9 protein-coding genes are annotated in these 14,362 nt (G+C 42.6%); 2 read left to right on the top strand and 7 right to left on the bottom strand.

Annotated features, from left to right (window positions below; all coding sequences use genetic code 11):
• Positions 1-871 precede the first annotated feature (871 nt).
• Positions 872-1,789 (bottom strand): alkaline phosphatase, encoded by a 918-nt coding sequence (locus ACT8YW_RS17880; protein WP_270604512.1) that lies wholly within the window; start codon positions 1,787-1,789, stop codon positions 872-874.
• A 790-nt stretch (positions 1,790-2,579) separates the two neighbouring features.
• Positions 2,580-3,827 (bottom strand): DUF2264 domain-containing protein, encoded by a 1,248-nt coding sequence (locus ACT8YW_RS17875; RefSeq protein WP_444106543.1) that lies wholly within the window; start codon positions 3,825-3,827, stop codon positions 2,580-2,582.
• A gap of 188 nt (positions 3,828-4,015) precedes the next feature.
• Here ACT8YW_RS17875 and ACT8YW_RS17870 point away from each other — a divergent pair, with 188 nt between their 5' ends.
• Positions 4,016-5,584: a DUF4832 domain-containing protein gene (locus ACT8YW_RS17870; protein WP_444106541.1), complete on the top strand. Its 1,569-nt coding sequence runs from the start codon at positions 4,016-4,018 to the stop codon at positions 5,582-5,584.
• 70 nt (positions 5,585-5,654) lie between these two features.
• On the opposite strand, the gene ACT8YW_RS17865 is transcribed toward ACT8YW_RS17870, so the two are convergent.
• Positions 5,655-6,638, bottom strand: a complete 984-nt coding sequence (locus tag ACT8YW_RS17865) for a calcium/sodium antiporter (RefSeq protein ID WP_149944129.1) — start codon at positions 6,636-6,638, stop codon at positions 5,655-5,657.
• Between the two features lie 126 nt (positions 6,639-6,764).
• On the opposite strand from ACT8YW_RS17865, the gene ACT8YW_RS17860 reads away from it, so the two are divergent.
• Entirely contained in the window at positions 6,765-8,615 is a 1,851-nt protein-coding gene (locus ACT8YW_RS17860) for a mechanosensitive ion channel family protein (protein ID WP_444106539.1), read from the top strand.
• Positions 8,616-9,124: 509 nt separating this feature from the next.
• On the opposite strand, the gene ACT8YW_RS17855 is transcribed toward ACT8YW_RS17860, so the two are convergent.
• The 4 genes from ACT8YW_RS17855 to ACT8YW_RS17840 form a co-directional block, all read right to left on the bottom strand.
• Positions 9,125-10,315: a THUMP-like domain-containing protein gene (locus ACT8YW_RS17855; protein WP_444106537.1), complete on the bottom strand. Its 1,191-nt coding sequence runs from the start codon at positions 10,313-10,315 to the stop codon at positions 9,125-9,127.
• Between the two features lie 68 nt (positions 10,316-10,383).
• Positions 10,384-11,157 carry a M15 family metallopeptidase gene (locus ACT8YW_RS17850; RefSeq protein WP_444106535.1) on the bottom strand — a complete coding sequence of 258 codons (774 nt, stop codon included), beginning with the start codon at positions 11,155-11,157 and terminating at the stop codon, positions 10,384-10,386.
• Between the two features lie 67 nt (positions 11,158-11,224).
• Positions 11,225-14,074 carry a DUF6493 family protein gene (locus tag ACT8YW_RS17845; RefSeq protein ID WP_444106533.1) on the bottom strand — a complete coding sequence of 950 codons (2,850 nt, stop codon included), beginning with the start codon at positions 14,072-14,074 and terminating at the stop codon, positions 11,225-11,227.
• Positions 14,075-14,087: 13 nt separating this feature from the next.
• The coding region (locus ACT8YW_RS17840; protein ID WP_444106531.1) for a DUF7825 domain-containing protein at positions 14,088-14,362 on the bottom strand (275 nt) is incomplete at its 5' end.

Genomic DNA, 14,362 nt, shown 5'->3' with positions numbered 1-14,362 from the left:
ACTTAAATAATACCCTTTGGGATATATAAAAATATCCGGCAGAAAATAAATGAAATAAAGAATGAATGGCTTTGATTTACTATTTGGTTCCATTGGATCTGCGCTAAACTTCATCTTCAAAATTGGGTGTATAATCATTTGCTGTTTGCAGGCAGCAAATGGTTGTACCTCTTTCTCGTTTTAATAATTCCGAAATTTGGCTGATAACATAGTTGAAAGTTGCATATCTTTTCTTTATCAATGTGCTATTTTTAAGATTTCGTTGAAAGTGATTATGATAAAATTGATGAACTAGAGAATATATTGCATAAATAACTGCATGTATATACGAAAATATAAGCTGATATTGTATAAAGCTATACGGAATATGCATCTTTTCCTGTTCGTAAAGTACTTATTACTTTAAAACCAATGAGGTGTTCCTCGGTGTGCATCGATTTGTTTCTCACCGGAGAAGCTATTGTTTCTCGGTGAGGAAGATGTGAAGGGGGATTGAGTGCTTGTTTTCCCTCTGGTTTATTATAAATATTGAAAACAAGACAATGACAGGAATGTGTAATATTCGAATTTATTCCTTTTAAATGGTAGATAAAGAAGGAAAAATGTTGCGATTTGATTGGGGAATCATTTAAATAATAATAAAAGAGATTTTTGTACTTGTAAATGCCGGCGCTTTTCTATTCTTTTCAAACGGTGGATGTAATTAATGCCTTTCCAGACTGTTTAGATATTCTTTTTTTAAGAAGAGTCATTTTTTCAGTGAGTAGACTTTTTGTATAATGACTATATTTCAGCAATAATCTTTCAGTATATTGAAAGATTATTGCTGTATTTGTTTCAGTAAATAAGATGAGTATGGAGAAAAGAGTGATTATTTGAAAACCATCTTCATCGGTCTGCCTATCCAGACTTGTGGTTGTTCGAGGTTGAAAATAGATGCTATGGTAGAAGCTACATCATATTGCATCATGCTTACGTCATCAAAACGAAGTCCTTTTTTAATATTCTTGCCGGAAATGATGAAAGCTGTTTCCATTTCTTGCATTGTCTTGCCGCCGTGCCCTTTGTCAATGCCGCCGTGGTCGGAAGTTAATATAAAAATAGTATCATCAAGGATTCCTGCGTCTTTTACAGCCTGGACAATTTGACCGACATATATATCCAACTCTTTGAGTTTCTCATAATAGGCGGGAGTGTCATGTCCTTCAGTATGTCCGGTATGGTCGGGGCCGTCGTAGCAGATGGCAACCAACGCTGGATGTTTCTCTTTTATATAGGCTGATGCCATATTGCCTAATTCTTTGGGAGTTTTGTTGCAATCGGCAACATGATAATGATAGTTCAGAGAAAGGGTATCCACTAAATATTTGATACCTTCCCATTCGTAGAGGCAACCGATTTCAGCTTCCGGGCGGGCGTCGCGCAGCAATTGGAATACAGTCGGGAAGATTCCGTTCTTGTTCAATACACGCGACGGAAGTTCAGGTGTTTTGGATCCCCATTCGGTGTATCCGTGCAGTTCCGGACCGGCTCCCATAAACATGGATGCCCAGTTGATGGCGCTGGAAGAAGGAAGTGCCGAACGTTTCTTTAATGTATAAGAGCCGTCTTCCATTAGCTTTTTGACATTAGGCATATCTGCTTTGGGTAGGCTATATGCGCCCCAGCCATCTAAACCGATGAAAACAACGTGTTTGGCCTTGTCTTTTCCTTTGGCATTACAAGAATATGTGAAACAGAAGAGTAATGCGAATGTAGCGAGCAATGTTAAAAGGTTTTGTCTATTCATGATACTTTTATTTAAATGGTTAATGTTTTATTCGTTGTTTAATGAGCCGTCATCATTGATGATAAGCAAAGGTAGGGCTATTTTGAAAGGCAGACAAATATAATATTAGCAGATACTAATACTTTTTTCTATTTTCCTTGAAACTATATGGTTTGCTTTTTGATTTTCTCATTTGATAGCTGTTTTTTTAGAGAAACAAAGATGGATTATCAATATATGTAAGAAAAATATTATAGAAATTTGTATGTAATATTGACTGTTTAGTAACCTCTCTTATTCAAATGTGAATAAGTCTGTTATTCTATAGAGATAATATATTTACAGTTCTATAATAAACCCGAATATCGTTTTTAATAAATAGTTGAAGAGTTTATTATAAACGGTATTCAAGTTTATTAAAAACTATTTTTGATGAATTTCAGAAATGTTTGTGAATTATGTAAACAAAATGGGAGAAGATCAGCACTGATCTTCTCCCATTTCGATTCTTATATATATGGAAATATATGTTTGATAATACGTCTTTATGTCTTGATATTTGTATATCTCATCTTGTTTTTCTTCTTTTTTTCTCAAAGATACGAAATAAAACAGGAGAAGTCAAGGGTTTGGCTACTATTAAACTGTTCTCTTCTTTACTTGTTTCATCCACAACACAGAAAAGTGATATTTATTGATTTTCTTACTTATAAGGAATAAAAACAAGGAGCTGTGTTACATGATAGTTTCATTCGTAATGGATAATAGTTTCCAGTCGCACTGGAAACTATTATATAATACTGATAATCAATTATTCCTCATGATAAGAGTGATCTCTTGGAAAATCCTCTCCATCCCATGCCTTTTTCGAAGTCCAGGGCTGTGAGGTATCTGTCCAAAAGGGATCGTCGGCAGGAAGGCCTAATGGCAGAAAAGCAAGGGAAGCCATATATAAACTACCATTGTTGGTGTAATAGTCTGAAATGCCGGGTTGGGAACCGTTAAAACCTAGCGTAAGAAAATCTTTCTCATTGAAATTGCGGTTATTTCCAAACATGCGATTGATGACGGCCGTCATGCCGGCACGTACTTGTCCGTTTGTCAATTCTTCGGGAAGCCATTTGCGCCAGGCGAGTAGTGCCAGTGTTTGCAGGGAACCGGTACGGTAAGTGATGGAACGTCCGACAACGGGTAGTGTTCCTTCCGGAGAGATGAGGCGTTCGAGGATCACTCCGAATCGCTGTGCACGCGTGATCGCTTTGTGGTAATCACAGCCGGGCATGTTCCATATCTTTTTATGTTTGCCGGCTTCGGTGATAATTTCCAATGCTTCGATATACATGGGGTGTATCACAAAACTATTATAATAGTCGAATGCGAAATGCGGACCGTCTGAATACCAACCGTCACCTACGTACCATTCTTCTATTTTTCGTAAAGAAGAGCTGATACGGTAGGTGTCGCTGGGTGCGCCTGCTTTTCGAAGAAACGATTCGACAGTTGCGCTGAACAGTAACCAGTTGCTGTATGAAGGATCCACTCGCCTGAGCTGGGTGAATTCGTTGATATATCGTTGTTTGGTAATACTGTCTAAAGGCATCCATAAAGCATCGTACCCTCTTAAAAAACTCTCTGCAATATACGCTGCATCAACTAAAGTCTGTCCTTCCTGACGCCACAGCAGATAATCCGGTGCTGCAGAGTCAACAGCCTGCTTATAGCTGTTCAAAGCCCATTCCCGTAGCTGTTTGCGCTGTATGCCTTCTGCCGTATCATCATTCGGTAATGATAGCCAGGGGGCCAACCCTGCCATCAGTCGCCCGAAACATTCCATGTAAGTGACCTCTTTATTGCGACCATCCCATGTCGGGCTTAATTCTACAAGCATATTCTGTTTCAACAGACCATCACTCATATTCTTTAATACAGGGGTCGCCATCCGGTACATAATTTCACACCAGATTTCTCTATCGCTTTTTTCTGTATTCTTTTTAGCAATCATATTTTCTGCCGGAAGCAGAAGGATGACAAGTAAGAGTAGCCAATTTTGTTTTTTCATGTATTACCTTAATTTTTGAGATGCAGGCAAAGGTAGGGCAATTCCTGCGGTGGGACAAATACAATCTTAGCATTATCCAATACTTTTGCATTATTTATCCCAAACTGATACTTTACTGTGCGAAATGAGTGATAACAGATTGACGTGTTTCGATTTGTTATATATTTGCGGATAAATAATATATTACTATGAAGAAAAATTGGATGTATGGCAGTGTGATGGCTGTTTTATTTGCCTTGTTGGCAGGTGGATGCGGTGAATCCCGGCAGACTGTTGAGTTTCGCGGAATCTGTGTCGATGATTTACACGGTGAGAATGGGCTCTATAATCCTGGAAGAGGATTCCGGCTGGAGACAGCGGTAGATGTACTGCATGAGAAGGATAGCCCTACTAAAGAGCTGGTAGAATTGTCGGAGAAATATGTGGCGGATAGTGTTTCGCTGGCTCAAAGTTATTTCTATCTTACCTATTTAATAGGTGAAAAACTATCGGAGGAAAATTTCCTGACCATGCAGACGTATTTTGATGAATTACAGAAGCAGGGAAAGAAAGCCGTATTGCGTTTCGCTTATGAAAGAGATTTCATGGGAAGAGCTGCCGTTGGTCCTACCGGCGAACAGATTTTGGAACATCTGGACCAGTTGAAACCTTTCCTGGAAAAGAATAAAGATTTGATTCTGGTGGTACAAGCCGGAATGATTGGTGCATGGGGCGAATGGCATAGTTCTATTCAGGGGCTTGAGAACTCGGAAGAGACAAAGGCTGCGGTATTGGAAAAATTACTGTCAGTAGTGCCCGAAGGCAGAAATGTGCAGGTGAGACTTCCGGAATTTAAAAACCTGTTGAAAGATAAACCGGAACTGTATAAAAGACTTTCATTCCACGATGATTTTATCGTCATACGACCTGATAGATGGGATGCCGACATGCACGAAGGGACTTCCAAATTCGATCAGATTGTAGCAGAATCTCCTTATCTCGTTGTGGACGGAGAACTTCCCTGGGGATTCTGGAGCGTAGGAGCCGATCCCGACAGTCCGTCTGCCGGATGGATTATTGACGGACTGCAAGCAGCGAGACGTTTGTTCCTCCAGCATTACACTTCCTTGAGCGTTATCCATAATTATAAGGAACAGCATCCTAATAACAGATTTGATGAGAATAATCCTCCCGAATACTCCATGATTGTCTGGAAGAAGACAATGATAACGGAAGATTCTCTTCGCCAGCATCTCATGCCTGTGTCCGACAGCTATTTCCGGAAACAGGACGGAACGAAAGTGAAACGCAATATGTTCGATTATATACGCGATCATCTAGGTTATCGTATAGAATTGCAATCCCTTCAATTACCGAATTATCTGCAAGCTGGAAAAGAAAACAGACTGAATCTGAACCTGGTGAACAGAGGTTTTGCCACTGTCTTTGGAGAACATCCTGTCTACTTCGTGTTGATTGATGATAAAGGAAAAGTCACAGAGTTCCTGACGGAAACCAACCCGTTGGATTGGCAACCTTTCCAACCGGGTGATATATTATGTAAACCATTGACACATTCTGTAGAACAAGTTGTTCAATTACCCGGTTCAATGGCTGCCGGAGAGTATAAACTAGGTTTGTGGATACCTGATGGTTCAGATCGATTGAAGTATAATCCCCGTTATGCTATCCGTTGTGCGAATGGGAATACTACCTGGTGGACATCTGACGATGGAAAATATGGTGTCAATATACTGACAACTGTGGAGGTGAAATAAATATCAGAATTTAATTGGCTAGTGGGAATAAAAGGCTTCCGGTGTTACTGCCGGAAGCCTTTTTCTATTTTTATGTATTATAAATTAATACTACCGTGTACGCCACATAACAAAGTATCATAATCGCTCCTTCGATTCTTGTAATTGTTCTTTTGGCAAAAAACAGTCCGAATAACCAAAGCAGAATACCGGAACCTACTAATGTAAACAGGTCAAAATTGGTGATTCCACTAAGATGGAGAGGAGTGATGCTCGCGCTGCATCCCAGTACAAAGAATATATTGAAGAGGTTACTACCAATCACATTTCCAATGGCAATTTCCGGATTTTTCTTTAATGCGGCAACGATAGACGTAGCCAGTTCCGGAAGAGAAGTCCCTCCTGCAACCAGTGTCAGTCCGATAATCGATTCGCTGACACCCAGGTTGCGGGCGATGCCCGTGGCACCGTCGACAAACAACTGCCCTCCATAAATAAGGGCGGCCAAGCCTCCGATGATATAAAGAATGGATTGCCACCAAGGCAGTGATTTGATTTCTGTTTCCTCTTCTATGACCGGATGTTCTGCTTGTTGTTCCATTGTAACCGGCTTGGAAGCGATGGCAAAAGTGTAGCCCATGAAAATGAGAAAGAAGCAAAGCAACAACAAGCCGTCTACCCTGTTCAGGATATTCTCCGGAGCTTTATCCAAAAATACATCATTGGCACAAATCAGCAAGACAATAGAAGAAAGTATGCAGAGCGGAATCTCTTTTCTAAGTGTATTGCGGGTGATGACAATCGGGGCGAATAATGCCGTGCAGCCCACAATCATCAATGTATTGAAAATGTTACTTCCCACCACGTTGCCTATGGCAATATCCGCGCTTCCTTTGAGAGCAGAAGATACACTGACCGTCAGTTCCGGGGCAGAAGTACCGAATGCAACGATGGTAAGTCCGATCACGATGGGAGGGATGCGGAAACGCTTGGCTACCGAGGCGGCACCGTCTGTTAATCCGTTAGCTCCTAGAAGAATGAGGATTAATCCCCCGATAAGTAATAATATATTCATGCTTTTTCTCTTTTAGTGGCAAAGATAATCAATTTGGAAATGGTAATGTCAAAAACAATCCGTATGTTTGCTCTGTTTTTATGAAAAGTTAGATTAACCTTAAATTATAACCAAGGGATATAAGGTATGGAAATAAATAAAATAAAACGGTCGTTACTGGTGTTGTTCCTTTCTTTTCTGGCAATCGGGGCGCAGGCACAGTTGGAACAGGCGGTTAAGAAGATATTTGCCGGAGATACAATAACGAACGGACATGTTCCTTTGAAACGGGATTCGGACTCTATCCATCTGGCGGATATGCGGAAATCGTTGGAAGAAGCCCGGCTCAATGAGGCGAATATGCGGATGGAAATGGAGCAGATGAAGCTCCAGATGGCTACTGCCGACTCCGTCAAGTATGTACAGCAGCGACAGCGTATCGACTCTCTGCGTCAGTTCACTAAGGGAATACCGGTAGTGGCGGACGGTGATACCTTATTCTACCTTTTCACCAAACGAGGCGGATATACTCCTCAGCAACGTGCCCAAATGACCGGTGCAGCGATTGAAGAGATAGGAAGACGCTTTAATCTACAACCCGATTCTGTGGCTATCGACCATTCGGACATTGTTTCCGATTTGATGTACGGTAGCAAAGTTCTGCTTTCTCTTACCGATCAGGATGCTTTGTGGGAAGGAGTTTCCCGTGATTCACTGGCTAAGGAAAGACAGCAGAACGTCATTACCAAACTGCATGAGATGAAAGCGGAGCACGGACTTTGGCGGATGGCAAAGCGTGTGCTCTATTTTGTGTTGGTAATTGTGGGACAGTATTTCCTGTTCCGCTTGACCAACTGGTTGTTCCGTAAACTGAAAGCGCGCATCCTGCGCCTGAAAGATACGAAGATAAAACCGGTATCCATCCAGGGATATGAATTGCTGGATGCGCAGAAACAGGCGAACCTGTTGGTATTCCTGTCCAGTATCGGGCGGTATATATTGATGGGATTGCAACTACTGTTTACCGTACCGTTGATTTTCATCATCTTCCCCCAGACGGAAGGACTGGCATACCAACTGTTAGGATATATATGGAATCCGATTCGCGGTATCTTTGTGGGTATTATCGACTATGTGCCCAAACTGTTTACTATCATCGTTATCTGGTATGCCGTGAAGTACTTGGTACGTCTCGTCTTGTATCTGGCACGTGAGGTGGAAGCAGGACGGCTCAAAATCAACGGCTTCTACCCGGACTGGGCGATGCCGACTTTCCATATCGCTCGTTTCCTGCTCTATGCATTTATGATTGCGATGATTTATCCTTATCTCCCGGGCTCCGATTCCGGAGTGTTCCAAGGTATTTCGGTATTTGTCGGATTGATTGTTTCGCTCGGATCAAGTACGGTTATTGGTAATATCATCGCTGGATTGGTTATCACTTATATGCGTCCGTTTAAGATGGGTGACCGGATCAAATTGAATGATACCACCGGAGATATCATCGAAAAGACTCCTCTAGTGACACGTATTCGGACTCCTAAAAATGAGGTTGTGACTGTTCCCAATTCATTTATCATGTCGTCTCATACGGTAAACTACAGTACTTCGGCACGTGAATATGGACTGATTATTCACTCGGAAGTATCTATCGGTTATGATATTCCCTGGCGACAGGTTAATCAGATACTGATTGATGCTGCGTTGAATACTCCCGGAGTGGTGGATGATCCGCGTCCGTTTGTATTGGAGACTTCTTTGAGCGACTGGTATCCGGTCTATCAAATTAATGCTTATATCAAACAGGCAGATAAAATGGCACAGATTTATTCGGATTTGCATCAGAATATTCAGGATAAATTTAATGAAGCCGGCATTGAAATTATGTCGCCGCACTATATGGCTGTACGGGATGGAAATGAGACAACCACTCCTAAAGAGTATCAGAAAAGTAACAGTCCTTCCAATAAGGCGGGGGAAGAAAGTAAATCTGAATAGTTATTACTGTCGCCGCCATTATTGCTGTTGTGTTGTATAATGAATATCAAAACGTCCGTTAGTCAGACGTTTGCCGTTGCCGAAGGTTGCACTGATAATATTCAATTCTGGGTCGAAATGGCTTATAAAAGCTGTTCCGTCTTCCAGTTCTTCTCCTCTGAACCGTATATCGGTGAGAGTTGCTTCTTTGCCTTCCTGGGGAGATAAAATGATGAAGTGTATGTTGATGTCAGGTTTGACGGAAACATTGACGGATAGTTTGTCCTCCTCCGGATAGTAGTGGAATGTATTTCTTCATAGTGCTTTTTTTAGTGAATGTTAGAAATAATAGGATAATCCCGTAGTGAAATTTATTCGTGTGAGGTTGGTATCGTCATTGCCATCGAGTTTTACAATAATCCTTTTTCCGTGATAGTGGGTTCTCATTCTAAGAGAATCGCTTTTATGAGTGTTTGATTCATCTGGATTAGTTTAGATTGTGTTTCTTTTTTGCAAAAATAGAAAATAGTTCAGACTTTCTCACAGCGAATCAGAACTTTTTGTCCATTATTTAATGTACTGGCAAATAAGTAGGTATCTCCTCCTTCAGCCAAATGGATTCGTTTGCGGAGTTCGGCTACTGTGGCGGGGAAGTTACGGACAGTTACATTTGCTTTTTTCAGGTCTGCCAGATTCTCCTTTACTTCTTTTTTATTGAAACTGCACTGGTTGACAATACGGAATATTCTTCCGGGGAAGTTTTCAATGAAAGTATCGGAAGTATAAAGATGGCTATTGGGATGCAGTTTGCGGACAGGATAGGCTGCTGCAATGCTTCGGAAAGCACCGGCTTTCAGAAGGGAGGCATTCGGTTCGTAAAGATAGGTTTCTAAAGAATCCGTATACGTACATTCGCTGCATTGTTCCTGTTCGCGGGTGAATACAAAGTGTTGTTCTTTTTGAGTCCCTTTCGTGGAGAGGTTCACGCAATGAATGGAGATTTCTGTCGGTGATGTTTGTCCGAGTAGGATAAGTAGTTCCTTGCATTCGTTGTTGACGGACAGAATGTGAACTTCCTGTGTCTGTTTCAGTTCTTTCAGTGCCAATGAAAGATCGAGCATAGGGGAGAGTTTTATCATTACCCGGTTGGCCTTTTGAAGTAAAAGCTCTTCCAGTTCGGCTACGTTTGGTTCGCAGTCGGAGATGGCAACCGTTTTTCCGCCGTGCTCATTGCGACGCGCGGGGTCGAGGAAAAGGCAGTCTACGGGGGACATTGCTTGCAGGTAGGTTACTCCATCTTCGTTTTTTATGTTTATATGGTTTAGATTCAGTACGGGAAAGTTATGTGCTGCTATTTCGCAGAGTTCCTCCTGACGTTCTACGTAAGTGGCGGACTTGAATCCGGTGGCAAGAAAAGAACAGTCAATGCCGAATCCGCCGGTGAGGTCGGTGAGAGAATCTCCCTGTAAAAGACGTGCTTTGTAGCGGGCGGTGATTTCTGAAGAGCATTGTTCCAGCGACAGATGTTTCGGATACCATATCTTTTCAATCTCCCACCATGAGGGAATCTTTTCGGCCGCTACCTTCCTTCCTGCAATTTGGGTGATGGCAGTCGGCATATCTATATCCGGGTACTTTTTAGCTTGTAAAGCCAGCGCACGTACATCGTCCGATGAATGTTCGCGAATAAAAAGTTGGGTTTCAGGAGAGATTTGCATCATGGTGTTATTGTGTTATAGGATATTACAATGAATCGTCGAGCTCTGATTATGGGGGTGTTGAGTGTCGGTTATGGTATTAACTTATACTTCTGTTTGGCTACGTCCCGGCTGCAAAAATTGAAATGCCACCATTCGCTGGGTAATGCACGGAATCCGGCCTCTTTCATCACTTTTCGTAGCAGTAACCGGTTCTGACGCTCTGTTTCACTTATTTTTCCATTATGTACCAATCCGATCTCGTCTGTGATGTGTGCTTCCATGCCTAAGTGGTCTACTTTAGTTCCCATCGGCAGGGGCTGTCCCAGAGAGTCTTGGATACTGATGTCTACTGCCAGTCCGTAGTTGTGTAACCCGCCTCCACGGTTGGGGTTGGAGACATATTTATATTTGGACGTTCCTTTCACTACGTTCCACATCTTTTTCTGTACCGACATGGGACGTGCCGCATCGTAAATGATAAGACTGTAAGACGGGTATAGTCTCTTTAAGGCTTTTTGTGCTTCTATCAGAGCGTATGCCGCATCCGGATGCAGGTAGGCTTCCGTTAAGTTGTCGTAAAGCACTTCACCCGTGAAATTATCAGCCTGCGTATACATCAGTTTTACAACGAGACTGCTATCCAGGTCAGCTATATTGACGAATCCTAATGAGTCCATGTAGAGAGCCATTTCGCTTCGCTCCGGTGGTGAAACGGTGGAACATTCTTCGTGTGGTTGTATATCCTCCGTCGTATGTTTGTATTCCATGAGGGGAGTGCTCTCCTTTTCCTTATAACTGGAAAAGAAGGAGCATCCTGTCAACAGCAAACAGAAAATAGCTAAACTATATTTTAGAATAATCATTCAACCTTTTGTTTTTAGTGTGCCAAAGATACTTCTTTTTGGCTTTAGCTCCAATAAGCTACCTCTCTTACCGTTGGATATTAGCCACTGCTTTCTTCAGATTGGGCGCTCCTTTCCATGCGTCAAGCAGGTGCAAAACGTGTTTGTCTTCGGCTTTGCTATGGTTGATGGATAACAGCTCCGCATATATTTCCAGTAATTTCTTTAAGTCTTTGACAGGCTTTTCTGGAAGTCCGGCCAACATTGCCACGATTAGTTTCTCCAATTCCCGGTTATGCAGCGGACTGACGTTTATCATTTGTTGCTGTATCAGGTCAGTGAGTCTTTTCAGCGGTCCCCAGCCGGTATGTTGATGCGAGCCTAAGATGCTGCCTATGCGTCCACTGTCTATGCAGCCTTGACTTACACGCTCTATCCAGATTTCGGCAGCATAGGAACGGGAAGTTTTATCGGCTACCAGCATGCAAGTGGCTTCCAGCAGATAAGACACTTCGTGCCATGTATGCCTTAACTGATGAAGCGCTTCAATAGCAGCTTGGGTGATACCTGCTTCCCTTACCTCATTTAACGTCGGGGCGTATATGGCACTGCGGATGCACCATACCAATAGTGGCTCCGGTATATTGGGAGTTAACCATGCCAAACGTGGTAAGTCGTTCTGTATGTCGTCAAAACGTTCTATCTGTGGGTACATTTCAACCAGTAACGGATGCGGATCGTATGAATAGTAACTGACTCTTTCATTATATTTGTCTTTATTGATGATATGAGAGTTTTCGCTTTCCGGAATATCGAAAGTAAGATTTGAACAAAGCCATTCTACTGTTTTCTTGTTATAATCCGTATACGAGTCAGTATACTGATAGGTTCTCCATTTAAAGTTTCCAGTCAGAAATTCACGTGGACTTTTATTGTAAGAGAAGTCTTTAAATTCAGAATAGATTGTTTCCGGTGATTTCATTAATCCTGCCATCATCCACCAGGAAGGATGATTGAAAGGTGGTTGGGGGAGTACATCTTTTTCTCCCAGCAAAAAAGTGAGTAGGTGTCGGTATTCTCCTTTCAAACTTTGGAGGAGCAGAGGAAGCTCTTGCGACGAACTTCCCAGTGCCACTCGTGAAAGTGATGTTTGCATATCCATATCGTCCGGTTCGACATTTGCCTGTTGATATTGTTTTAACCTTTCTATCAGGGTTGCCGGAGCGATAAACATCGGTGTGTGAGTGGGAGTGGACAATAGGGGCAAAGGTTTCTCTTTGCTTTCCAGAAGGTCTAATGTCCGGCATAACAGTTGCTTATGAACGGGGAACTTTATTTTTTTGTTCGTTTTTTCACGAATGGTGAGTTTTTGCAGATTACGATACCCCCATTTGCCTTTTTGAAGTTCGTCTTTTTGTACCATTTTCTGATGTAAGTCGCTTAGCTCTTGGGCTTCTTCAGGGAAACGTTTAATCAGCAGTTTGGCATAGTCAAGGAGGAAGGTGGCCATTAACTGGTCTAATATACCGTTTCGGGAACTCCCTCCGCTCATCAGCAATTTGTAGGCACGTTGGAGAATAGGGGTCCATTGAGAGATTTGTTTTGCTTCCTGTCGCCGGTCCCATTTCACTAAGGCGCCGAGTAACAGGTCGAAGTGATAGATCTCGTTCACGTCGAGCACTTGGCTGGCTAGAAATATCAGGTCTTCAGTGGAAGTGATTTCCTGTATCCGGTTGTCTTCACGGATGATAGGGAGTATTGGCTCATACGTGAAAGAGGCGGAATCTTCCGGCTCGTTATTCTCCAAATACGCTTTCAGCTCCTTTTTAGTATTGGCCAACATGGTTTCCGTATATATGGAAAGTACCTCTTTTAATGTGGTGGATGCTGTCTCTCCATACGTCTGAATCAGTTTGACTATCTTACTTTGGGTGGATTCTTCCCGGCTCATCAGTCCTTGTGCGGCTGCACAACAGATAGCGTCGCGATGTTCTTTTCTTTCTTTTGCCAGCTTATGGAGTACTGCCAGTGTGTTTTGGTGAATCGCTTTCACGTCCGAAGCAAAAAGCACGGAAGTCTGACTTAGAAACTCTTCAACCTGGAATTGTGGGTGAGTGCATAAGTTCTTCAGCAGTCCGAGTATGATATTTACCGGACGGCTGTGAGGGGCGGACAGAACGGCGAATATTTCCGGTTGCAGTGTCAGCTGTTCTTCTATATTGGGGCTAAGTGCGGTAAACATGCCTGCAAACCAGCTGCTTAGGTTTTTGTTCAGATTCCGGTTGACGGCAAGCAGAGATTCTTTTAATACACGCATACGATCTAGTTGACCGTGTTCTACGAAGTATCTGAAAGAGAAATAAGGTTGTCCGCCTGTACGATTATCCGTCCAGTTTTGCCCGCAATCGTATTGGAACAGATACCAGATATGTTCTTTGAGTGTGATTGCTCGCTTTTGCAGGAAATCGGTGTTGTTCATGTAGTTCACCAGATAACCGGCGATGGTTTGCGGAGAGGGCGTTAGGGTGAGTACTCCCTGTTCCATCCAATCCATCAGAGTTTCGTAATTCATTCCATAGAAACCGTCGAATTCCCTGCTTTCACCCTCTTTGAAGAAACTGTCGAGCCAGGAAGGAATATACCATGGGATCAATTCATTCAGTTGTTCCGTATAGATTCCCCATTGGTGTTTGCGGAATTCTTTCAGCGAGTAGATGACGAGGGCGGTGAGATTGATGATACGATGCTGTTCGGGAGTTCCGCGTGTACCGTATGTGTTTTCGTTAAGTTGCACGAATTTATTGTAGTGTTCTTCCAATTTGTTAAGGCAGGGAACAAGTGTTTTCCGTTCTTCCTGCGTTAGTCCTTGCAGAAAAGGGATGATGGCATCGCCTTGTCCTTTTTCTACTATCTCGTTGAGGCGTTCTTCTATGGTCATAATCATGAATTGGTTATAGGTTGTTGAGTGAAGTCGTCACTTTTTTCAGGTTGCTGTTTGTGCCCCATTCTTGCAGGCGTTGCAGGAGTTGTTCGTCTGTAACCTTGCTGTGGTTGATGGTCAATAGCTCCAGATAAAGTTCGAGCAGTTGTTTGAGTCCGGTAACGGGGTTGTCGGGCAATCCGCCTATAAATTCTGTGAGCAGTGCTTCCAGTTGCTGGTTGTGGAAAGTACTTCGTTTGTACATGCTTTCGTACACTTGGGTGGTGAAGCGTTTTAGCGGAGCAA

This window comes from Bacteroides sp. (assembly GCF_052357945.1).
Classification (GTDB): Bacteria; Bacteroidota; Bacteroidia; order Bacteroidales; family Bacteroidaceae; genus Bacteroides.
The sequence above is the reverse complement of the archived record's forward strand: the minus strand, read 5'-3'. Positions and strand labels throughout refer to the sequence as shown.

Coding starts and splice junctions, on each gene's coding strand:
- ACT8YW_RS17880 (WP_270604512.1), bottom strand. CDS start 1,789: ATGAATAGACAAAACCTTTTAACATTGCTCGCTACATTCGCATTACTC.
- ACT8YW_RS17875 (WP_444106543.1), bottom strand. CDS start 3,827: ATGAAAAAACAAAATTGGCTACTCTTACTTGTCATCCTTCTGCTTCCG.
- ACT8YW_RS17870 (WP_444106541.1), top strand. CDS start 4,016: ATGAAGAAAAATTGGATGTATGGCAGTGTGATGGCTGTTTTATTTGCC.
- ACT8YW_RS17865 (WP_149944129.1), bottom strand. CDS start 6,638: ATGAATATATTATTACTTATCGGGGGATTAATCCTCATTCTTCTAGGA.
- ACT8YW_RS17860 (WP_444106539.1), top strand. CDS start 6,765: ATGGAAATAAATAAAATAAAACGGTCGTTACTGGTGTTGTTCCTTTCT.
- ACT8YW_RS17855 (WP_444106537.1), bottom strand. CDS start 10,315: ATGATGCAAATCTCTCCTGAAACCCAACTTTTTATTCGCGAACATTCA.
- ACT8YW_RS17850 (WP_444106535.1), bottom strand. CDS start 11,157: ATGATTATTCTAAAATATAGTTTAGCTATTTTCTGTTTGCTGTTGACA.
- ACT8YW_RS17845 (WP_444106533.1), bottom strand. CDS start 14,074: ATGACCATAGAAGAACGCCTCAACGAGATAGTAGAAAAAGGACAAGGC.